The following is a 21,216-nucleotide window of genomic DNA, read 5'->3' as shown; positions in this document are numbered from 1 at the left end:
ATTACAGACGTTCCAACGCCAGCAGCAGCGCCGTTTCCGGGTTGAGGATCGGCAGGCGCAGCCCGGCTTTCATCAGCCATTCACCGCTGTATTCCGCCGGCGTCGCCATCCACGCCGGTAACTGGCGCATGGTGCTGCCGCCTTCAATCACCGGCTTCAGGTCAGGATGATCCACCACGGTCAACCGATAGCGAGCCTGCGGGTCCAGGCCGGGGAAGCGCAGCACCCCGGCCAGCGCGTAATCCGGCATCGCCAGTTGCGCCGCCAGAAACAGCGCCTGACGCCGATCGGCGCTGACTACCCCTTGCACCTGGGTGGAGGCGTCCGGCATGTCGACCCGCCACAGGCAGCCGGTGTGCAGCAGCGCGCGGTAACGCCGGTGCAACGCCACGTAATGGCGAAAACCAGCCTGCTCCTGCGCATCGGCGCGCACCGGATCCAGTTCGATGCCCATATGGCCGAACAGCGCCGTCAGGCCGCGAAAGGCAATGCCGTGCCGGCGTCCGGTGGCATGACAGCGATGATGACCGATGTGCGCCCCCATCACCTCGGGCGGAAAGAAGTAGCTCATACCACGTTGAATCGTCTGCCGCTCCAGCGCGTCGTTATTGTCGGACGCCCAGAAGCGGTGGCAACGCCGCAACACCTCATAATCGATACGCCCGCCGCCGGACGCGCAGGACTCAAACTCCACCTGCGGGAAGCGCTCGCCCAGCACATCGAGCAGACGGTAAAACGCCTGCGTCTGGCGGTCGGCCGCCGCCCGTCCCTGATGCGCCGGTTGCACCAGCTCGCGGTTCATATCCCATTTCACGTAATCGATAGGGTGCTCGCCCAACAGCCAACTCAGGCGCGCCAGCAGGTAATCGAAGACCTCGAGGTTAGACAGGTCGAGCACGTACTGGTAACGACCGCTCGGTTGAGCGTAGCCGGGCAGCGCCAGCAGCCAGTCCGGGTGGGCGCGGCAGAGATCGGAATCCGGGTTGACCATCTCCGGCTCCACCCAGATACCAAACTCCATGCCCAGTTCCCGCACATGGTTTATCACCGGCATCAACCCCTGCGGGTACTTGCGTTGGTCCACGTACCAGTCGCCGAGCGCAGCGCGGTCATGGTCGCGGCCGCGAAACCAGCCGTCGTCGATAATGAAGCGCTCAACGCCCAGCGCCGCCGCCTGACTCGCCATCTGCATAATGTAGGCCGGGTCATGCTCGAAGTAGATCCCTTCCCAGGTGTTGAGGTGCACCGGGCGCGGCTTACCGTGCGGAAAACGGATAATCTCCTGACGCAAAAACCGGTGAAACTGCTGGCTCATGCCGTTCAGCCCCTGCCCGGAATAGGCGGCGTACAGCCACGGCGTGGTCAGAGACTCCCCCTGCGCCAGCGCGATTTCGCCGGGCAGATAGAGCGCCTCCGCCTGCAACAGTCGCCGGCCGTCGGTTTTCACTTCCGCGCGCAGCCGGTGATTGCCGCTCCAGCCAAGGTGTACGCCCCACACCTGACCATGCTGCTCGGCAAACCCCGGCTCGCCGCCGATCATCGCCGGAAAATATTCGTGCGACGTGCGCCCGCGGCGGTTTTCCTGCACCAGACTGCCGTGCGACAACAAGGTGCGATGCGGCTGAAACTCCCGCACCCAGCGGCCGTGAAACGCCATCACCTCCGCCGCCGACTCCGGCAGCGGCAGCGTCGTCGCCAGCCGCTGTACCTGCCAGTCGCCCGGATGCAGATTGGTCAGGCTGTGACGCAGTTGCAGTACCCCGCTGTCGGCGTGCAGCCGTAATTCGGTGGTCAGGCGCAGGCCGGCCTGCAGGTCTTCCGCCACGATAACCAATTGCTGTGGGTCGGGTTGCCGTACCTCAACGGTGGCCAGCACCGCAAAGGCGTCGAGGCCGTTGCGATGACCTTCGATCCCCGGCGAGCCGAACAGCCCGCGTCCGGTTTCCGCCGCCAGCGTCACCGGCACATCCACATCCAGCCGTCCGTTCGCCACCGGCCGCGACAGGCTGTCGGCATCCTGCGGTGAAAACGTCGCCAGATGCGGCCCCCAGTACAGTATTTCCGCCGCCGGCCGGCAGCGGACAATCACGTCCGTCGCCGGACTGGCGAGACGAATCAGCGTCGTATCCATCCTCATCCTCCTGAACGATTGATGAGGTTAGTTGTATTCCGAAACGTTTCGGATAGAAACCGAAACGTTTTGGTTTTGTGATCGGGTTAAAAAGCGAACGATGAAAGCGATGATATGAACGCGTCGGCGGGAACGGCTATCCGGCCTGCGCCGGCGGCGGATTATCGGTCTGCCCGGCACGCAATTGCGGTTGCCACAAGACCTGCAACGACGCAGGATCGTCTCCCGCCAGCAGGCGAAATACCATATCGGCGATCTGCTGCCCGACCTGCGCGCGGGTGGCCTGCGTAATAGCGGTGACCGGTATCTCCACCAGCGAGTCAGCCGGCAGGCCGTCATAGACGATCAGCGATACCGCCTGCTCGCCCTGCAGGCGTCCGCTGTCGCGCAACGCCAGCGCTGCCCCCTCCCCCTGCGTACTGCCGTCGACAACGATGGCGGTGGGCGGCGGCGTGAGCGCCAGCCATTGCAAGGTGGTCTGGTATCCTTCCCGCCGTGATGGCGCGACCTGACGCAGCAATTCGTCGCGCCGGTCGATACCGGCGGCGGCCAGCGCGTCCAGATAACCGGCGCGCCGCTGGACAATGAACGACTGCGGGTGGTGTTCGCCAAGAAAGGCGATATGGCGATGGCCGAGCGCGATCAGGTGACGGGCGGCGAGCGCGGCGCCAGCCTGATTGTCGAAATCGAACCAGGCATAGGGCGACGGCAGGTCGCTGCGCCCGAGCGCCAGAAACGGAAAGCGGATCGATTGCAGATACTGCAGGCGAGAGTCCTGTTGCAGGGTGTGGGCGACAATCAGCGCATCCACCCGGCGGCTTTCAATCATGCGCAAAAACGCAGGGTGGTCGGACTGCTCTTCGTCGGCGATCAACAGCAGGTCAATCTCCTGCTTCGACAATTCATGGCTGATCTCCGCCACCATCTCCATAAAGGTCGTATTGCTGAGCGGCGCAGGCTGCAACGGGAACACCAGACCCACCGCATCAATGCGGCCCATTTTCAGGCGGCGGGCAAAGGTATTGGGGCGATAGCCGAGACGCCGCGCCTCCTCTTCCACCCGCAGACGCGTCTCGGCGGCCACGTCATCGTAGCCGTTCAGCGCCCGACTGACGGTAGTGACCGACAGCCCCAGCGTTTTTGCAATCTGTTTCAGTGACATGGCGCACCACCCACCCTGAATTCCGTTACGCGCCAGACTATCACAAATCGCCGCAAGGGGGGATGTGAGAGGCTGTTGACAAACAGCTGGATGTCTTGTGAATGGTATTATCCGTCTGGACTGTGGATGATTTCGTGCGAGGTAAAGCCAATCTTTCCTTTGTAATATTACCGCTCGCACGACAAGGAGAGGTTTGTATCTTGCTCATGTCGTGATTAGCTATCACGACATGAAACAGAGTGAGCTCAAACGCCACCTCTCCTTGACCACTGGCTGAGGGCTAAACAGTGCCGCTTCGCGGTTCCTTCGGCGTTCGCCGCGTCCATGCGGCTCACCCAGCGAAGTCGTCCACCTCAGCACCGTTTTTAACGCCGGAAACCCCTTCGCCTGCCATGAAAGGCACTACGAGAAGGGAGCCTTATTTCTTGTCTTTATTGGCCTTGGCGATCACATCACGCGCCCAGCGCGGGTGATGTTTCAACGCCCACTTCTCGGATACCTTGCCTTCGATCATCCCTTTGATCGAGCCGCGCACCCAGAACGCCATGTACATGTGAATCAGGATGGCGTGGATCAGCACGATGGCCGCCGTGGCGTGCAGCAGAATGGCGTAACGCACCACGTCGATCGGGAACAGGTGCGCGAAGTACGGGCGCCACATGATGATGCCGGTAATCAGCAGCACCAGCGTCAACCCCATGATGCTCCAGAACATCATCTTCTGGCCGGGGTTGTACTTGCCCACGTCGGCGACTTCATGCTCATTACCCTTCAGCACCTCGATGATGTTGAGGAACCACGGCAAATCACGCAGCTTCGGAATGTTATGCCCGACAAAGCGGAAGAACATCGGCACCAGACACACCACAATCAGAATACCGAAGAACGGGTGCATGATGCGTCCCATCTGCGGCGTACCGAAGGTCTGCGTCAACCATTGCAGCGTCGGGAAAAACAGCGCGATGCCGGACAGCGCCACCATAAAGAAGCTGATCACCACAATCCAGTGGCAGACACGGTCAATAAATTTGGTGCGCACAATCATTTTCGGGTTACTCATGCTTATCTTCTCCTTCGTGCGGTTGCCCTTCATGCGGGTGCGCGGTCTCTTCCGTGTTCGGCCCGATGCCGATGTAGTGGAACATCAACCCGGCGAAGGTGGCGACGAAGCCCAGCGTCGAAAGCGGTTTGAGAATGCCTTTCCACAGGTTGACCGGCGTCGAGATTTTCGGGTTGTCCGGCAGGTTATGGTACAGCGACGGTTTATCCGCATGATGCAACACATACATCACGTGGGTGCCGCCGACGCCCTGCGGGTCGTACAGGCCGGCCTGGTCGTAGCCGCGTTTTTGCAGATGCGCGACACGTTCGGCGGCGAGCTGCTTCATCTCGTCCTTGGTGCCGAAGTGGATGGCGCCGGTCGGGCAGGTCTTCACGCAGGCCGGCTCCTGTCCGGTGCTGACGCGATCCACGCACAGCGTGCATTTGTAGACGCGGTTATCCTGCTTGTTTAAGCGCGGAATGTTGAACGGACAGCCGGCGATGCAATAGCCGCAACCGATGCAGTGCTCGGACTGAAAATCGACGATGCCGTTGGCATACTGAATGATGGCGCCCGCCGATGGGCAGGCTTTCAGGCAGCCCGGTTCGGCGCAGTGCATACAGCCGTCCTTGCGGATCAGCCACTCAAGACGGTCTTCGCTTTCCACTTCGGAGAAGCGCATCACCGTCCAGGATTTGGCGCTCAGATCGGCCGGATTGTCGTACACCCCGGCGTTGTGACCGACGTCATCACGGATGTCGTTCCATTCGGAACAGGCCGCCTGACAGGCTTTACAGCCGATGCAGGTGGTGACGTCGATCAGTTTGGCGACTTCGCTTTTATCATCCCGAACCTGTGGCGGCGGCGTCAGGCTACTGGTGGCCGAGCGCTGGATAATATCCTGAGATTGCATTGACATAACGTTTTACCCTTACACCTTTTCCACATTGACCAGGAACGCCTTGTACTCCGGCGTTTGCGAGTTCGCGTCGCCGACGCTCGGCGTCAGGGTATTCGCCAGGAATCCCTTGCGCGTGGCGCCCTCAAATCCCCAGTGACAGGGAATGCCGACGGTTTCGATCGCTTTCCCGGCCACGGTCAGCGTCTTGATGCGCTTGGTCACCACCGCTTTCGCTTTGATGTAACCGCGCTGGCAGGACACTTTCACCATGTCGCCCGCCTGAATCCCTTTGCTTTTCGCCAGGTTCTCGCCGATTTCGACAAACTGCTCCGGCTGAATGATGGCGTTCATCCGCGCGTGTTTGGTCCAGTGGCGGAATAGCTCGGTAATGGAATAGGTGGTGGCGACGTACGGGAAATCGCTCGCCTTGCCCATGGTTTTGGCGTCGCGCGCGAACAGGCGCGCCGCCGGGTTGGACACCACCGCCGGGTGCAGCGGGTTGGTGCCAAGCGGGGTTTCTATCGGTTCGTAGTGTTCCGGGAACGGGCCGTCCGCCAGCTTGTCCAGCGAGAACAGCCGCGCCACGCCTTCCGGCAGCATGATGAACGGCATGGTGTCTTTGCCCGGCGGTACGGTGGCGGCAAAGTCCGGTACGTCGATGCCCTTCCACTTCTGGCCGTTCCATTCCAACAGCTTGCGTTTGCTGTCCCAGGGTTTGCCCTGCAAATCGGCCGACGCGCGGTTGTACAAAATGCGGCGGTTCTGCGGCCAGCACCAGGCCCAGCCCGGCGTGCTGCCCAGACCGACGTCGGTATTGTCGCGGTTAGCCATCTGGTTGCCGGCGTCGGTCCAGCTACCGGCGTAAATCCAGCAGAAGCTGGCGGTAGTGCCGTCGTCGCGCAGTTGCGAGAAATCGGACAGCTGTTGGCCTTTTTTCAGTACCAGATTGCCTTTGTCATCAAACACGTCCGCCAGCGCCATGCCGTTACCTTCGCGGGCGATCTCTTCCGGCGTCGGGTCTTCCGGGTCCTGATAGTTCCAGTTGATGTTCATCACCGGTTCCGGACAGACGCCGCCCTCTTCATGGTACAGCTCACGCAGGCGCATCATCAGCCGACCGAGGATTTTACCGTCGTGCAGCGCTTCACCCGGCGGCTCGGCCGCGGCCCAGTGCCATTGCAGCCAGCGGCCGGAGTTGGCGATGGAGCCGTTTTCTTCGGCAAAACAGCTGGACGGCAGACGGAACACTTCGGTCTGAATGTCAGCCGAATTCACGTCGTTAAACTCGCCGTGGTTCTGCCAGAACGTGGAGGTTTCGGTAGCCAGCGGGTCGATCACCACCATGTATTTCAGTTTCGACAGCGCGGCGGTGGCCTTGTTTTTGTTGGCGAACGCCGCCAGCGGGTTAAAGCCCTGAACGATGTAGCCGTTCATTTTGCCGTCCAGCATCAGTTCGGTCTGGACCATCACGTCATAGCTACGGTCCCACTTCGGCAGCCAGTCATAGCCCCAGTTGTTGGACGCCTGCGCGTTGTCGCCCCAGAAGCTCTTCATCATGCTGATAAAAAACTTCGGCGTATTTTTCCAGTAGTTCACCTGATCCGGCAGTAGCGTGTCCGGCGTGATCTGGCTGAGATAGGTTTTCAGATCGCCCTGTTTCTCGGACGGCAGCGGCATGTAACCCGGCAAATTGAGGCTCAGCAGCCCCAGGTCGGTATAGCCCTGAATGTTGGAATGGCCGCGCAGCGCGTTGATGCCGCCGCCCGCCATGCCGATGTTGCCCAGCAGCAGTTGGATCATCGCCGCCGCGCGGATAATCTGCGCGCCGTTGGTGTGGTGGGTCCAGCCCAGCGCGTACATGAAGGTGGCGGTTTTGTTGGGTACGCAAGTGTCCGCCAGCGACTGGCAAATCTCTTCGTAGGCTTTCGCCGGCGTGCCGCACAGCGAGGTCACCATCTCCGGCGTGTAGCGGGAAACATGTTTTTTCAGCAGGTTCCACACGCAGCGCGGGTGGGTCAGGGTCATATCCCGTTTGGCGAAACCGTCCGCCCCCAGTTCGTACTGCCAACTGCTCTTGTCATACTGGCGAGTTTGTGGGTTATAGCCGCTGAACAGGCCGTCGTCGAAGCTGAAATCCTCACGCACGATCAGGCTGGCGCTGGTGTAAGACTTCACATACTCGTGGTGAATCTTGTCGTGGGTAATCAGGTAGTTGACGATGCCCAGCAGGAACGCGGCGTCGGAACCGGCGCGAATCGGCGCGTACAAATCGGCGACCGCGGCGGAACGGTTGAAGCGCGGATCGACCACAATCAGTTTGGCGTCATTGTGGGTTTTGGCTTCCACCGCCCATTTGAAACCGACCGGGTGCGCTTCCGCTGCGTTGCCGCCCATCACGATAATCACGTTGGCGTTTTTGATATCCACCCAGTTGTTGGTCATCGCCCCGCGGCCAAAGGTCGGCGCCAGCGCGGCAACGGTCGGGCCGTGGCACAGGCGGGCCTGACAATCGATGGCGACCATCCCCAGCGAACGGGCGAACTTCTGGTCGAGAATGCCGGTTTCATTGCTGGCGGCGGAAGAGCACAGCATCCCGGTGGTCAGCCAGCGGTTGACCAGCGCGCCTTTGGCGTTGACGCGCTCGAAATTGGCGTCGCGGTCTTTTTTCATCAGGCGGGCGATGCGGTCAATGGCGTCATCCCAACTGATGCGTTGCCATTTGTCCGAACCGGGCGCGCGGTACTCCGGGTATTTCAGGCGGCCTTCGCTGTGGATGTAGTCCACCAGACCGGCGCCTTTCGGGCATAACGAGCCGCGACTGACCGGATGATCCGGATCCCCTTCGATGTGAAAGATGGCGGGTTTGGCGTTTTTCGCCCCGTCGCCCAGGCTATACATCAGCAGCCCGCAGCCGACGGAACAGTAAGTGCAGTTATTGCGCGTTTCCTTCGCCCGCAGCAGCTTGTACTGACGGACCGATGCCATCGCTTCCGTTGGCGTAAACCCTAAGACAGCGAGTGTCGTCCCAGCCATTCCCCCGGCACAGACTTTAAAAAAGCCCCTTCGATTAACTTGCATGCTTTTCCCTATAAAATTTATGTATTTTTTTTGTTGCGGGAAATCTAACAACACGCCACGAGGAGATTTTGAGCAAAATCAAAAATTACGGTTTTAATGGTACATTCACCCCCTTTATGGGTATTGGCAGACGAATTTTCGTTATGCAATTAAATACATAACGATTAAAATGCTTATTTAATCGACATTGTGGCGCTGTTTCGCCCCCTATTTTTTTCGGTATCAGCACCTCATCTCACCATCACCGCCCACCCGCCATTACCCATACCAATAACCTATCGCTACGAATGCGTAACAATCGCGCCGTTCGGCAATGGCGTGAAGAAACCGGCCTGACGCGATTTTGCAACATACCGTCAACAGCCGGTTTTGCTGATAAACCACTGGGACCGGATGTTCCGGCACGATCAGCCGGCAGACGGCGCGCAGCCATAACGCATGCCCGCGATGAAAATGGGGGTACGCCTTGAATCCTGACGCTTTTGGCACCACATCTATATCCATACGCTGATATAACCTGTAACCACAGTTGCACTGATCCGGAGGCCTTATGGCGGACCCGCAAGCAAAGCATTATTCTCCCGAAACCGGGCGTTTCTTTAACCTGCGTCCGGCTACTGCGCCGCGGATGAGCCTGTGGCAAAGTTTGTCGCTGCTGTGGCGGCTCGGGTTTCAGCGCAAGGGGCGCGTGCCGAACAAACGGCTGCCGGAGGTATCCCCCGACCTCAATGCGTTCCTCGCCGCCGACGAACGCCTCAAATTTATCTGGTTCGGGCACTCGACCCTGCTGCTCAATCTGGATGGCGTTCGAATTCTGACTGACCCGGTGTTCTCCGCCAGCGTCTCACCGTTCAGCTTTATGTTCCGCCGTTTTCAGCCGCCGGCGCTGACGCGCGAAGCGCTGCCGGATATCGACATCATCCTGCTGTCGCACGACCACTACGACCATCTTGACGAGCAGACCATTCGCGCCTTCCGCGATACCACAACCCGCTTTATCGCCCCGCTAAAAGTGGGCGAACATCTGCAAAAATGGGGCATTGCGGCACAGCGGATTCAGGAACTGGACTGGTATCAGTCCCATACGCTCAACGGCATCACCTTTACCGCCACGCCGTCGCACCACTTTTCTGGCCGCAGTTTGTCTGGGCGCAACACCACGCTGTGGGCGTCCTGGGTGATTCAGGGGCAGCGGGAGCGTATTTTTTTCAGCGGTGATTCCGGCTATGGCGAGCACTTCCGCGATATCGGCGAACGCTTCGGCCCGTTTGATCTGGCGTTGATGGAAAACGGCCAGTACAACCACCGCTGGCCGGATTCACACATGCACCCGCAACAGACCGTGCAGGCGGTGCAGGACGTGCGCGCCCGCCAGTTCATGCCGATCCACTGGGGTATGTTCGCGCTGGCCTTTCACGACTGGGCCGACCCGGTGCGCAGCAGCAGCCAACTGGCGCGAGAGCGACAGTTACCGATCATCATGCCGATGCTGGGGGAAGTCGTCACACTGGGAGCGCCGACGACAACGCCGGCATGGTGGGAGAAATGCGCCGACGCCCGGCAGGCATCACTGATCACCGATACCGCCGTGCAGGATGTGGAATAACTGAGGTGGGGGACGAACAGCACGCCAGTATTGCCGATTTCACCCATTCAATCGGCTGGGATCTCAGCAACATAGAGATCCAGCGATCTGGCGTTGCATACCTCCCCTTTTGCTGGTCAGTCATGCGTTTCACGATCTGACGGGGCCTGTAACGCATTCAGCCAGAACGGCAACAGGAATAGGTTGTCGTTACTGTTAGTAACTTGGATAGGGAGATTGCGGGTTGTGAGTAGCCGGTAAGAATGCTAGATGGCTAGGATAGCCAGTTAAGGAAGAAGGGCCACTCGATGGCCCTTACATGATGCTACTGATTTTTTTCGCAGTCTTCTACAGGACATTTCCAGTTTTTACTATTGCTTGGGCGATCCGGGTGAATCTGATTTTCTGGTGGATTAAAATCATGCCAGTTCTGACATTCCTTTTCGAATGCAACTTTGGGTGACGAGGCTGTCGAAAATTTGAAATGTGTACATAAAGGGTGCTTACCAATATGGCTTTTTAGCCGTTGATTTACATCACTATCAGAGCGACCTACATACCGCACTATAAACTTATCTTTACTGATATACCCCAAGGCGTAGTTTCCGACAGTTTTTGGAACAACACGATCAATTTCCTCAGAAGTTAACTCGTAGCGCTCACTTCCCATATTTAATGAAGCCATTTGCTTTTTTCCTCAAAACACCACGCCAATTGCGCATACTTCATATGGTTTTCCCAAATAGCATTCTCAAGCAATATCGAAAAAAACAATTAAAAAAAATTAATGTTTATTTATGGTTATAAGGTGCAAAAAAATCTGCACACAAAGACACAATTAGCCTGTGCATCATTGCGGGAGCCTTGCACGCGCAGGGTGTTGAACGACAAGTCATAAAGCCGCATCTGAGGTGATAAGAAATATAACCCTAATGACTCTATAAAGTTGTTTTTTGGGGTTATCAGAGTTATTCTTTCTTCATGGCAGGACTACAGGGTTTAAGGATGGATAGCAGGACGTTGATAGCAGAAATCAAGGCCGATGGATGGGAGCTGGTAAGGGTTAACGGCAGTCATCACCATTTTACCCACCCAACCAAACCAGGATTAGTGACCATCCCACACCCTAAGAAGGATTTACCGATAGGCACGGTAAAAAGCATCAGAAAACAAGCGGGGATATCATCCTCACTGACTCAAAGAGGCTGAATTATGTTTTATCCAATTGCCATTGAAACAGGCGACGATACTCATGCATACGGCGTGACAGTGCCCGATCTGCCGGGCTGTTTCTCCGCAGGTGATACACTTGATGAGGCTATCGCCAATGCTAAAGAAGCGATCACCGGCCACATAGAGCTGCTGATCGAGATGGGCCAGGATATTCCCGCCGTGTCATCCGTAGGTGTGCTGGCGAAAACACCGGAGTACACCGGTTACACCTGGGCTGTTGTTGATATCGATGTCACTCGGCTGATGGGAGGGGCGGAAAAAATCAACGTCACACTGCCGAAGTCGCTGATTGACCGTATAGACCGCTGCGTAGCGAGTAACCCGGAATTTAAGAGCCGCTCAGGATTTCTTGCTCAGGCAGCGTTAGAGCGGATTTCATCCATTCGCTAACCTTTTATTTTGAAACCTGCTTCGGCAGGTTTTTTTGCCTAAAAAACCATACCATTTTGCATAACGTTTTGGATGCTATTTTCCCCATTTCCGCCGCAGTGCGTTCCGCCGTTCTGTATCAGTGAGTTCCTTGTGTTGTGCCTTCTCCAGCCAGTCACGGGCAGCGGACGGACTGAGAATAAACACCCCATCGTCGTCACCGATCGCCACATCGCCGGGTTGCACCGTCACGCCCGCCACCGTCACCGGTACATTGACCGCCCCTGCCGTTCCCAGCGTGCGGGTGGTAATGGCGCTGACGCCTTTGCAGAACACCGGCAGCCCCAGTTGACGCAGCGCGCGCGAGTCGGTCACCGCGCCGGCCACCACCACGCCCGCCAGCCCTTTCACCCGAGCCGCCAGCGCGCGCAGCTCGCCCCAGCAGGCGCGTTCTTCCTCATCAGACGCATCAATCACCAGCACGTCGCCGGGCTGGCTCAGCAGCAGCGCCTCACGTAATACGCCGCCGTCCGGCGGGCACAGTTTCACCGTCACCACGTTGCCGACCATCTGCACGTCCGGCAGCAGCGGCCGGATGCCGGACAAATACCCCGCCTCCGTCAAATGACCGAGGGTCGAGGTGCTGATGTGGCGGTAGCCTGCCAGCAGGTCATCACTGAGCGGCGGCACGCGGGGAATAATGTGATAATTCATCGTCTATCCTGCAACAGGTTGAACTTCCGGCTTCACGCCATCGGCGCGTCTTCCCGCGGTTTCTCGCGCCCGAACGGAATACACAGCGGCGTATGGAAAAACGGGTCGGGGATGATACGGCAGTCCAGATTGAACACCGTTTTAACCAGCGTTTCGTCGAGGATTTCAGCCGGCGCGCCCTGTGCGAAAGCGGTGCGATCGTGTACCGCCACCATGTGGTCGGCGTAACGGCAGGCCAGATTGAGGTCGTGCAGCACCATAATGATGGTTTTGCCGTGCTGGCGGTTCAACTCACGCAGCAAATCCAGCACCTCGATCTGGTGCGCCAGATCGAGGAACGTAGTGGGCTCGTCCAGCAGCACCACCTCGGTGTCCTGCGCCAGCGTCATCGCTATCCATACCCGCTGACGCTGGCCGCCGGACAAGGCATCCACCGGTCGTTCCGCCAGTTGCTGGGTACCGGTCTGCGCCAGCGCCAGGTTCACCATCCGCTCATCTTCCTGCGACCACTGCTGCAACCAGTTCTGGTAAGGGTAGCGCCCCAGGCTGACCAGCTGTTTCACGGTAATGCCTTCCGGCGCGTCCGGCATCTGCGGCAAAATCGCCAGTTCGCGCGCCACCTCGGCGGTGGACTTGCGGTGGATATCCTCGCCATTGAGGACAACCGTCCCGCTCAGCGGCCGGAGCAAACGGGCGAAGGATTTGAGCAGCGTACTTTTGCCGCACCCGTTGCTGCCAATCAGCACCGACACTTTGCCCTTCGGCAGCTGGATATCCAGATTGTCGATAATGGTCTGGCTGGCATAGCCGAGGGTCAGTTCCCGGCTGGTAATGGCGGTCATCATCCGTTTCCTTAATGACGTTGTTTAATCAATAAATACAGAAAGAACGGCGCGCCCAGCGCCGATACGAAAATCCCGGCGGGCAGATCCAGCGGCAAAAACAACGTTCGTCCGCACAGGTCCGCCACCATCACCAGCCCGGCGCCGCAAAGAAACGCCATCGCCGCCTGCCCGGCAAAGGTCGGCGCCACCAGCCGTTTGGCGATGTGCGGCGCGATCAGCCCGACGAACGCCATCGCGCCGCCCCAGGCAATCGCCGCGCCCGCCAGCGCCACGCTGAGCAACAACAGCGCCAGACGCAGCCACTGCACCCGCACGCCGATGCCCTGCGCCAGCCCATCGTCCAGTTGCTGGACCCGCACCTGACGCGCCAGCCACACCAGCCACGGCGCAATCAGCAGCAGCCAGCCGCCCAGCTCACGGGTTTCGCGCCAGCTGGCGCCGTAGACGCTGCCGGTCAGCCAGACGTAAGCCGACAGCGTGGTGGTCAGCGGGCTGAACACCAGCATAAAGGTGGTCGCCGCCATCAACAGCGCCGACACGCCGACGCCGGTCAGCACCAGCCGCTGCGGCGATACGCCCGCCTGCCACGCCAGCCAATACACCGCCAGCGCCGCCGTCGCGGCCCCGATCATCGCCGCCAGCGGCAGGTAGTGCGCCCCCAGCGTGGTGGCGAGAAACGACAGGTAGAACACCGCCGCGGCGCTGGCGCCGCTGGTGATGCCCAGAATATCCGGCGAGGCCAGCGGATTGCGGATCATCGCCTGCAAAATCAGCCCGGACACCGCCAGCGCGCCGCCCACCAGTGCCGCCAGCACCACCCGCGGCAACCGTAACTGCTGCACGATCAGCGCCGCGCCTTCCGGCTGCGACGACCATAGCGCCCGCAGCACCTCCCACGGCGACAGCATCAGTTTGCCGACGCCGAGCGATGCCACCATGACCGCCAGCGCCAGCAGCAACGCCAGCGCAACCCGGCCTACGGTGGTCAGGTTGATCTGGCGGGAAAAACGCCCCTGCCGCCATACCAGCACATGGCTCATCCCCCCATGCTTATCCATAACGACCTCCGCGCCGCAGCAGGAAAATAAAGAACGGCGCGCCGAACAGCGCGGTCATCACGCCAACCGGCACCTCCTGCGGCACAATCACCACACGCGCCAAAATATCCGCCAGCAACAGCAAAGCGGCCCCCAGCAGCGCGCAGCCGGGCAGCAGCCAGCGGTGGTCGGCGGGCAACAGTTTTCTTGCCATGTGCGGCACAATCAAACCGACAAAACCAATGCTGCCCGCCATCGCCACCGCGCCGCCGGCCAGCGCCACGACCAGCAGGCTCATCAGCAGCCGGATGCGCCCGGTGCGCTGCCCCAGCCCACGGGCTATGGCTTCCCCGGCGTTCAGTACGTTGACCTGCCCCGACAGCAGCAGCGCGCCGACCAGCGCCGCCAGACAGTAACCCATCAGCGGCAGCACCGTCGCCAGCTCGCGATCGGCCACCGAGCCCGCCAGCCAGAACAGTACCGTATCCAGCCCTTCCTGATTCACCACCAGCATCGCCTGGCTGAAGGCGGCGAACATGGCGGTGATGGCCGCGCCCGCCAGCACCATGCGCAGCGGGTTAAGGCTGCCTTTGCCCATCGTGCCGATCAACCACACCAGACACCCGGCCGCCGCCGCGCCGGCAAACGCCGACCACAGCCACACCGACATCGCCACTTTGGGAAACAGCGACACACAGACAATCAGAAAAAACATCGCCCCGGCGTTGATGCCGAACAGCCCCGGCGACGCCAGCGGGTTACGGGTCAGCACCTGCATCAATGCGCCCGCCACCGCCAGACTGGCGCCCACCACGATGGCGATCAGCGTGCGCGACAGGCGGGTAGAGGTAACCAGAATATGGCTGACATTGAGCGGATCCGGATGCCACAGCGCGCCCAGCACTTGCGACGGCGCAATCCACATAGGCCCGACCATCAGACTGAGGACGGCCAGCGCCAGCAGGCAAACGCCGCCGCCCGCCAGCACCTGACCGGGCGCCATCCGCTTCCCGGCCGGTATCACGGCATGACTCATGACGTGCCTCCGGCGATACCGGTGACCCGGGCGATGTCGTCCAGCATCATGTTGGCGCCCAGAATGCCGCCGGACAGACTCCAGGTGACGCCGTTCACCACCCACACCTGATTGCGCCGCGGGGCGCGTAACTGCTGCCACAGCGGGTGACGAATCAGGGACTCATAGTTGCGTTGCACAGACGGACTCTCGGATCGCAGGAAAATGAAAAAGATGTCGGCATCCACCACCGGGATGTTCTCTTTGCTGGTCAGTTTGAGCGAGACGCCCGGCTGGGCGAGGCTGGCGTTGCTCCAGCCAAACCCCAGTTCGCTCAGCACCGAGCCGGGAAAACTGCCGGGCAAATAGCTGCGGATATGGTCTTCGCGGATATCCAGTATCGACACGGTCGGCGGCCAGTCGCCGCCGAACTTGCGTTGCAACTGCCCGCGCAGCCAGCTCACCCGCTGCTGCCAGTCCTCCAGCAACCGATCGGCCACCGCCTGACGCCCAAGCGCCTGCCCCATCACCTGCACCGTTTTTTTGAACTGGTAGATTTCATCCAGCATCACCACCGGCGCAATCTGCGACAACAACGGCTCCAGCCGCTGATGGCGAAAGCGCGACGCGATGATGGCGTCGGGCTTCAGCAGCACGATGTCTTCCAGACTGGGTTGGGTTTCCAGCCCCACATGCGCCACCCCGGCCAGCGCCTGACGCAGGTAGCGGTACATGGGCTTCTCGCTCCACGAATCCACCACGCCGGCGGGCGTAATCCCCAGCGCCACCGCAGTATCCGTGGCGCCCTGAAACAGGGTGATGACCCGTTGCGGCATAAACAAGGACTGGGCCAGCGCAGGCCGGCCCAGTCCCAGTGGCAACAGGCTTAACGACAACCGCAGCAACCTGCGGCGCGAAAGCAAATACTCATTCACGATTCTGTGTGATCTACCTTACAGGTTGAACTGTTGACGGACAGTTGGGGCTGTTAATAAACAGCCGTATTATTTTTGTTGCCGGTGAACTATGCCGGGACCGTGCGACATTTCGTGCTTGATAAACTGAGTGAATTCTTTGCAACCTCATCGCACGCACGACAAGGAGAGGCTCAAACGCCGCCTCTCCTTGACCACTGGCTAAGGGCTAAACTGTGCCGCTCACGCGGTGCCTTCGGCGGTCGCCTTCGCTGTTCGGGCCGCCCGTGACGCGTTTACTCGCCCCATCCCTGGGGCTCGCCCTACGGGCCAGCGTAAACGCTGTTCAAAAACGCTCCCGGCGTTTTTGTCAGACGCGGCACGGGCTTTCGCCGCGTCCATGCGGCTCACCCGGCGAAGTCGCCCACCTCAGCACAGTTTTTGACGCCCAAAAAACCAGCGTATATCCTGCAAGCTCGTCACTAAAAAAGTTAATGACAATCTATTTTCCAATAATCGTCTGGAATGGGTTAATCACTTCCCCTTTACCGAACGGCATACTGCCCGGTCCGCCGGCACGGGCGATCATCGGAGTGATCAGCAGTTTCTGCGGCCAGTTCGGTACGTCGAACAACCGGGTTTTCAGCATTGTCTGCGTATCGGCGGCGAAACCGGCGCGATCAATGGCGCCGTTGATTTCAGCGCGCATCACGCCCCACAACGTCACGGCGTCTATCTCATAAGTCAGCGACAGCGTTTCGATAATCGCCCGCATGTTGACCTGAATACCCAGCGTTTGTAGCCAGAACAGCAGGTCATCCAGACGCTCGTGGTAAAGCGTATTGGCATGGCCTTGCTTGATACGGTACACCGGGTCCTGCATGCCGTTTTGCTCCAGCGTCGGCACATGGATGCGCAGCGAGTCGTGATCGCGCAGCAGCAGACCGTGGGCCTGACCGGCTTTCCATACCAGCACCGCATTCTGACCGTGGATCTCGCCCAGCATCCCCAACCGGAACATGCGGAAATTAATGTCGAAGAAACAATGACAAAGCTCAGCAAACAATGTCAAGACCGAATCAGCGTTCGTCGGCAAGCCGCGATACGCCAGCCAGTCGTCGAAGAAATGACGGCGGTTGCCCGGCAGCGGCGTACCCAATGCGGCCATCGGTAACAGGCGGTAATCCGGATCGTCGAACAGCGCCGACGGATAACTGCGGACCATCGCCGACAGGTGGCGCGGCGCTTCGTCAAACAGCGTGGCCTGCGGCGGCATGAACGCCCACCACTTGCCTTCATCGCACAGATACAGCCGTTCCTGCAACACGGCGTCTTTGTCACGCGCCTGCCGCAGCAGCGCTTCGCTCAGTCCGCCGTTGATCATTTTCACCGCTGGCAGATAGCGCGATGCCCCCAGCGAGTAAACCGCCATCGGCAGCTTGAGGTAATCGGCGCTGGCGAAGCACGGCGTCATTGAGCGCAGTGACGACGTCGGCAGATAGCGGGCGGCGCTGAAATCCAGCCGGTGGCAGTCGCCGTTGCGAAAGGCGTCGCCCAGTTGGGTTTCCAGAATGTGGTCGAACTGCCACGGGTGTACCGGCAGCGCGATATGGCTCTCAGCAAGGCCGCGCGTCGCCAGTTCCTGCTGCAACGCCGCCTGCTCCGCCTGCGGCAGCAGGTAATGCGCCGGGTACGAGTCAATCGCGTCGCTGATGCCGTCGCCGCATTGCAGGCGATTTTTCGCCACCGCCACCCAGTTCAGCGCCACCGGTTCGGCGAACTCGGCCACGTACCGGCGATACTCCTGCGCATTCAGCCCCTGTTTAGCCTTGGCGGTCGGATGGAACGGACGATCGCGCAACGACGCCCACTGCTCCATCACATGGAAGAAATCGGCGTTGCCGCGTGTGAGCAGGTTATCGGTATCGATGCGGTGCTCGCGCGACAGCGCGGTCTGCTCGACGCTGGTGTTAAGCACATCCAGAAACAACGCCTGCCCTTTGGCATTACCTTCTCCAGCCTGCTCTTCTTCGCCATGCTGACCGGCGAACACCAGATTCATGAAGCTCTCCGGCTCCAGCTCACGCCAGTCATCGCCGCCCTGCTGCCAGGCATAAACCTTAGTGCCCGGTACTTTTTCCCAGCGCTGGGTAATACCGGAGCGCAGCGCCACCACCAGATGACGCTGTTCGCGTTCATCGCTGCACCAGCGCCACAGGCGGGCCGCGCTATCCAGCGCGCCAAACGGCGCCGGTTGCCCATACTGCTGCCGCCACTCATCGGTGGTATACAACGCCAGCGGCTGCGGGCCAAAGAACTCCTCGGCCAGCAGGCAATCCACCAGATCCTGCATCACGCTGTGGCCGGCGTCCTTGTAGTGAGACGTGCTCTTAATCACACTACTTTCCATCGCATTACTTTCCATCGGATCACTTTCCTTCTGCTGAAATCGTTGCGGCCAGTCTGGCCTGTAAAGCGCGAAACGCGATACCGCGCTCGTCGCCCAATACAAATGCGCGCACGCCCTGCTCACGCCAGCGTGCATGATCGTCGTGCTGGCGGGGAATAGCGCAGTACGTCAAGCCATGCGCGTCGGCAGCCCGCCGCACCTCGGCCAGCGCCGTCTGCACCGGCGCCGCCGCGGTCTGCCACGGCATCCCCAGCGACTGGGAGAGATCCGCCGCACCCTCAAGAATCATGTCCAACCCCTCTACCGCCGCGATCGCCTCGGCCTGACGCACGCCCCCGGCGCTTTCGATCATCGCCACCAGCATGATTTCCCGGTTTGCCAACGCGACGTATTCCGCCAGGCTGTGCTTGCCAAATGCGCCGGGGCGGCCGCTGTTCAGGCTGCGCTCGCCCTGCGGGTGGTAATGGCAGGCGCGTACCGCCGCGCGTACCTGCTCAGCCTGCTCCACCATCGGCAGCACGATGCCCTGCGCGCCGCCGTCCAGCAGGCGCAGCATGGTCTTGGGGTTATCATCCGCCACCCGCACCAGCGGCGTCAGCGCGTAGCTTTCCGCCACCCGGATCATGTTCTCCACCGTTTCCGGGTTAATCAGCACATGTTCGCTGTCGATAATCACGAAATCGAACCCGGCTTCGGCGATCAACTCCACCGACACCGGCGAGGGAATCGAGGCAATCAGCCCGTATACCGGCGTACCGGCCGCCAGCTTGCGCTTGAGCTGGTTGGTTCTTAGCATGACGACGGCCTGAACGGATGCAGCGGGTTCGGCACCGATTTGAAGCGGCGCTCGCCGTCGCCCAGCAACCGGCGCTTAGTCAGTTCCTCCACCTCGTAGGTCGGCGCGAACACATCGAACAAGGTGTAGCGCGAGCGATGTTGCGGGTGCTCGGCCTGATAACGCAGCACCACCTCCGCCGTCATTTCCCAGAACTGCGCTTCCGGCAGTTGATAATGCTGGCGCAGGAAGACAGCCATTTCCGCCAGACAAATGAAGAAGAACGAGTCACAGGTAAAATCGCGCACCGCGTCGATGTCATCGGTAAGGATGAACGAGTTGCGGTTGATTTTGGCGTGGCTGGCGGGCAGCGGCACCAGATCCGGGCGCATGGCGGGGCGCGCCAGATGGTCCGGCGAATAACGCACGCCGTCATGGAAGTCTTTGAGCGCAATGCGCTGCGGCCAGCCGTCACGCACTATCAGCACGATATTCTGACCGTGCGATTCCATACCGATGCCTTCGGCGTACAGCATGTGGATAATCGGCGACACCGTGACCTGCAACAGTTGTCGGGTCCAGGCTTCCAGCCCGTACTGGCGAATCCAGGCATCGATAAACGGCGCCTGCTCGCCGCCGTCGTAACGGTGTTCGACGTGACTCAAACCGTTGAACGGCACCGCCTGCTCGTCCGGCTGCAGATACTGATGGATGCTTTCACGCCAGATCGCGCCCATCACGCCGTAGGCCTGCGCCATACGCGTGGCGGGCAGCGGCTGGGTATCGAAACTCACGCCGGCGACTTCGCCGAGAATCACGAATTTCAGGTTGCGGGCGGTCTGGTCGGTGTCGATCAACTGCTGCAGCCAGTCGGTAATAATCGGTCCGTTCATTACCGTGTGCCGTGCCAGAATGCGGGTGCTGGAGGTGTTGGTCATGCTCATCGCCAGCTTGACGTAAGGCCGCGTTTTCTCCGTCACGTTAGCCAGCGTGCGGATAGACTGCTGCGCCTGCCAGCGGTCATCGGACGCGCCGAGGTAAATCAGCTCGCCGCTGACCAGCTCCGGATAAAACACCGGCGCAATCACGTTTTTCCACTGCCACGGGTGCACCGGCACCAGTTGGTAGTCTTCCGGCTTACGGCCCTGACGCGCCAGCTGTTCGCCAAACGCCTGCCAGCGCGCCGCACCGAATTCGGTCTGCAGGAAATCGTCCAGATCCAGTTTGGTCGAATGGTTGGCGGACGCCCGCTGCTTCGCCAGCGCCAGCCAGACAATGGCGAAAGGCTGGCCAAACTCCGGCCCCCATTGGGCGTTATCCTGCAGGCTGAAGCCGATGCGCGATTTGTAGCAGGGGTGGTAGCTGTGGGCGTCCATAAAGTGGCGTTCCAGTTCGTCGAAACTGAGCTGATGCGCCGGTTTGCCGGGTTGATAATGTTGCGCCCGCGACTGCAAATCCTTCAGTTGGGTCTGCTCCAGTTCCTGTACAAAACGCGTCAGGAAGGGATTATTCTCCTGCTCGCCCAGCAGTTCTTCCAGCATCTGGTGCAGGTTGGGCGACTGCGCGTCGCCGTCAGGGCCGATGCGTCGCACGCTGGCGTAGTCGAGGCGGATCAGACAGAAGCTGTCGCTAAACAGCCCGCTGCACCGGTACTCCACCGGCACCTGCTGCGCATCGCGCCCGGTTATCGCAAACTGGCTGTTGCCGTCGCCGATCGGCGTGCGGCGATAAGGCAGCACATCCTCGTACAGCAGCGTCTGCAGCAGCTGTCCGACCACACGCTGTTCCACCAGCTGATAACGCTGCGCATCCATTTGCGGCAGCCACTCGCAGGCGATGTCCTGAAATACGGCGGGGGATAATGTCTCCATGCTATTACCTTGTCAGTGTGTCGGTTGAGTCAGACTGAACGGGTGGCGTCGGTTCGAAACATGACGGCGCCCGGCCTGAAGAAACAGTAGGCTGGACCCCGTCGTGCAGTGACCGCCAGCGCCGGTCACACGTC

At 60.2% G+C, this 21,216-nt stretch carries 17 protein-coding genes; 3 read left to right on the top strand and 14 right to left on the bottom strand.

All coding sequences use genetic code 11. From position 1 onward, the window contains the following. Position 1: 1 nt before the first annotated feature. From CVE23_RS08510 to fdnG, 5 genes are all read right to left on the bottom strand, one after another. Positions 2-2,131, bottom strand: a complete 2,130-nt coding sequence (locus tag CVE23_RS08510) for an alpha-galactosidase (protein ID WP_100849310.1) — start codon at positions 2,129-2,131, stop codon at positions 2-4. A gap of 136 nt (positions 2,132-2,267) precedes the next feature. After that, positions 2,268-3,293 carry a LacI family DNA-binding transcriptional regulator gene (locus CVE23_RS08505; protein WP_100849309.1) on the bottom strand — a complete coding sequence of 342 codons (1,026 nt, stop codon included), beginning with the start codon at positions 3,291-3,293 and terminating at the stop codon, positions 2,268-2,270. Between the two features lie 418 nt (positions 3,294-3,711). Continuing rightward, a complete protein-coding gene (gene fdnI / locus CVE23_RS08500; protein WP_042859393.1) occupies positions 3,712-4,353 on the bottom strand; it encodes a formate dehydrogenase-N subunit gamma in 642 nt (213 codons plus the stop codon). Next, entirely contained in the window at positions 4,346-5,254 is a 909-nt protein-coding gene (fdxH, locus tag CVE23_RS08495; protein ID WP_042859392.1) for a formate dehydrogenase subunit beta, read from the bottom strand. The genes fdnI and fdxH overlap by 8 nt, the downstream gene beginning before the upstream one ends. A 12-nt stretch (positions 5,255-5,266) precedes the next feature. Beyond that, complete coding sequence (gene fdnG / locus CVE23_RS08490; protein WP_100849308.1) at positions 5,267-8,314, bottom strand: formate dehydrogenase-N subunit alpha; 3,048 nt, start codon at positions 8,312-8,314, stop codon at positions 5,267-5,269. 550 nt (positions 8,315-8,864) lie between these two features. Here fdnG and CVE23_RS08480 point away from each other — a divergent pair. Further along, on the top strand, positions 8,865-9,920 hold the full coding sequence (locus CVE23_RS08480) for an MBL fold metallo-hydrolase (RefSeq protein ID WP_100849306.1): 1,056 nt from the start codon (positions 8,865-8,867) through the stop codon (positions 9,918-9,920). Positions 9,921-10,224: 304 nt separating this feature from the next. Here CVE23_RS08480 and CVE23_RS08475 read toward each other — a convergent pair whose 3' ends face one another. Further along, positions 10,225-10,584 carry a hypothetical protein gene (locus tag CVE23_RS08475; protein WP_100849305.1) on the bottom strand — a complete coding sequence of 120 codons (360 nt, stop codon included), beginning with the start codon at positions 10,582-10,584 and terminating at the stop codon, positions 10,225-10,227. Positions 10,585-10,904: 320 nt separating this feature from the next. Between CVE23_RS08475 and CVE23_RS08470 the strand changes: the two genes are divergently transcribed. After that, a complete protein-coding gene (locus CVE23_RS08470; RefSeq protein WP_071842437.1) occupies positions 10,905-11,108 on the top strand; it encodes a type II toxin-antitoxin system HicA family toxin in 204 nt (67 codons plus the stop codon). Positions 11,109-11,111: 3 nt separating this feature from the next. After that, positions 11,112-11,522, top strand: a complete 411-nt coding sequence (locus CVE23_RS08465; protein ID WP_100849304.1) for a type II toxin-antitoxin system HicB family antitoxin — start codon at positions 11,112-11,114, stop codon at positions 11,520-11,522. Positions 11,523-11,597: 75 nt separating this feature from the next. Here CVE23_RS08465 and CVE23_RS08460 read toward each other — a convergent pair whose 3' ends face one another. The 8 genes from CVE23_RS08460 to CVE23_RS08420 all read right to left on the bottom strand — a co-directional run bounded on the left by CVE23_RS08460 (position 11,598) and on the right by CVE23_RS08420 (position 21,082). After that, positions 11,598-12,215, bottom strand: coding sequence for an RraA family protein (locus tag CVE23_RS08460; protein ID WP_100849303.1), 618 nt, complete (start codon positions 12,213-12,215; stop codon positions 11,598-11,600). Between the two features lie 32 nt (positions 12,216-12,247). Then, entirely contained in the window at positions 12,248-13,057 is an 810-nt protein-coding gene (locus CVE23_RS08455) for an ABC transporter ATP-binding protein (RefSeq protein WP_049854931.1), read from the bottom strand. A gap of 11 nt (positions 13,058-13,068) precedes the next feature. Beyond that, positions 13,069-14,100: a FecCD family ABC transporter permease gene (locus CVE23_RS08450; RefSeq protein WP_039695444.1), complete on the bottom strand. Its 1,032-nt coding sequence runs from the start codon at positions 14,098-14,100 to the stop codon at positions 13,069-13,071. A 10-nt stretch (positions 14,101-14,110) separates the two neighbouring features. Next, entirely contained in the window at positions 14,111-15,133 is a 1,023-nt protein-coding gene (locus CVE23_RS08445) for a FecCD family ABC transporter permease (RefSeq protein WP_100849302.1), read from the bottom strand. Next, complete coding sequence (locus tag CVE23_RS08440) at positions 15,130-16,047, bottom strand: iron-siderophore ABC transporter substrate-binding protein (protein WP_100849301.1); 918 nt, start codon at positions 16,045-16,047, stop codon at positions 15,130-15,132. Before CVE23_RS08440 ends, CVE23_RS08445 begins: the two co-directional genes overlap by 4 nt. A gap of 481 nt (positions 16,048-16,528) precedes the next feature. Then, positions 16,529-18,451, bottom strand: a complete 1,923-nt coding sequence (locus tag CVE23_RS08430) for an IucA/IucC family protein (RefSeq protein WP_225622656.1) — start codon at positions 18,449-18,451, stop codon at positions 16,529-16,531. 4 nt (positions 18,452-18,455) lie between these two features. After that, complete coding sequence (locus CVE23_RS08425) at positions 18,456-19,232, bottom strand: HpcH/HpaI aldolase family protein (RefSeq protein ID WP_100849300.1); 777 nt, start codon at positions 19,230-19,232, stop codon at positions 18,456-18,458. Continuing rightward, the gene (locus CVE23_RS08420) at positions 19,226-21,082 is read right to left on the bottom strand and encodes an IucA/IucC family protein (protein ID WP_100849299.1); all 1,857 of its coding nucleotides are present in this window, start codon (positions 21,080-21,082) and stop codon (positions 19,226-19,228) included. The genes CVE23_RS08425 and CVE23_RS08420 overlap by 7 nt, the downstream gene beginning before the upstream one ends. Positions 21,083-21,216: the final 134 nt, after the last annotated feature.

The sequence above is a fragment of the Dickeya fangzhongdai genome, assembly GCF_002812485.1.
In the GTDB taxonomy this organism is placed as follows: domain Bacteria; phylum Pseudomonadota; class Gammaproteobacteria; order Enterobacterales; family Enterobacteriaceae; genus Dickeya; species Dickeya fangzhongdai.
This window is presented reverse-complemented; position numbering and strand designations above follow the sequence as displayed.

What these genes read in the sequence shown, in the direction of transcription:
- CVE23_RS08510 (WP_100849310.1), bottom strand. Translation starts at nt 2,131, where the DNA reads ATGGATACGACGCTGATTCGTCTCGCCAGTCCGGCGACGGACGTGATT.
- CVE23_RS08505 (WP_100849309.1), bottom strand. Translation starts at nt 3,293, where the DNA reads ATGTCACTGAAACAGATTGCAAAAACGCTGGGGCTGTCGGTCACTACC.
- fdnI (WP_042859393.1), bottom strand. Translation starts at nt 4,353, where the DNA reads ATGAGTAACCCGAAAATGATTGTGCGCACCAAATTTATTGACCGTGTC.
- fdxH (WP_042859392.1), bottom strand. Translation starts at nt 5,254, where the DNA reads ATGTCAATGCAATCTCAGGATATTATCCAGCGCTCGGCCACCAGTAGC.
- fdnG (WP_100849308.1), bottom strand. Translation starts at nt 8,314, where the DNA reads ATGCAAGTTAATCGAAGGGGCTTTTTTAAAGTCTGTGCCGGGGGAATG.
- CVE23_RS08480 (WP_100849306.1), top strand. Translation starts at nt 8,865, where the DNA reads ATGGCGGACCCGCAAGCAAAGCATTATTCTCCCGAAACCGGGCGTTTC.
- CVE23_RS08475 (WP_100849305.1), bottom strand. Translation starts at nt 10,584, where the DNA reads ATGGCTTCATTAAATATGGGAAGTGAGCGCTACGAGTTAACTTCTGAG.
- CVE23_RS08470 (WP_071842437.1), top strand. Translation starts at nt 10,905, where the DNA reads ATGGATAGCAGGACGTTGATAGCAGAAATCAAGGCCGATGGATGGGAG.
- CVE23_RS08465 (WP_100849304.1), top strand. Translation starts at nt 11,112, where the DNA reads ATGTTTTATCCAATTGCCATTGAAACAGGCGACGATACTCATGCATAC.
- CVE23_RS08460 (WP_100849303.1), bottom strand. Translation starts at nt 12,215, where the DNA reads ATGAATTATCACATTATTCCCCGCGTGCCGCCGCTCAGTGATGACCTG.
- CVE23_RS08455 (WP_049854931.1), bottom strand. Translation starts at nt 13,057, where the DNA reads ATGACCGCCATTACCAGCCGGGAACTGACCCTCGGCTATGCCAGCCAG.
- CVE23_RS08450 (WP_039695444.1), bottom strand. Translation starts at nt 14,100, where the DNA reads ATGAGCCATGTGCTGGTATGGCGGCAGGGGCGTTTTTCCCGCCAGATC.
- CVE23_RS08445 (WP_100849302.1), bottom strand. Translation starts at nt 15,133, where the DNA reads ATGAGTCATGCCGTGATACCGGCCGGGAAGCGGATGGCGCCCGGTCAG.
- CVE23_RS08430 (WP_225622656.1), bottom strand. Translation starts at nt 18,451, where the DNA reads ATGGAAAGTAATGCGATGGAAAGTAGTGTGATTAAGAGCACGTCTCAC.
- CVE23_RS08425 (WP_100849300.1), bottom strand. Translation starts at nt 19,232, where the DNA reads ATGCTAAGAACCAACCAGCTCAAGCGCAAGCTGGCGGCCGGTACGCCG.
- CVE23_RS08420 (WP_100849299.1), bottom strand. Translation starts at nt 21,082, where the DNA reads ATGGAGACATTATCCCCCGCCGTATTTCAGGACATCGCCTGCGAGTGG.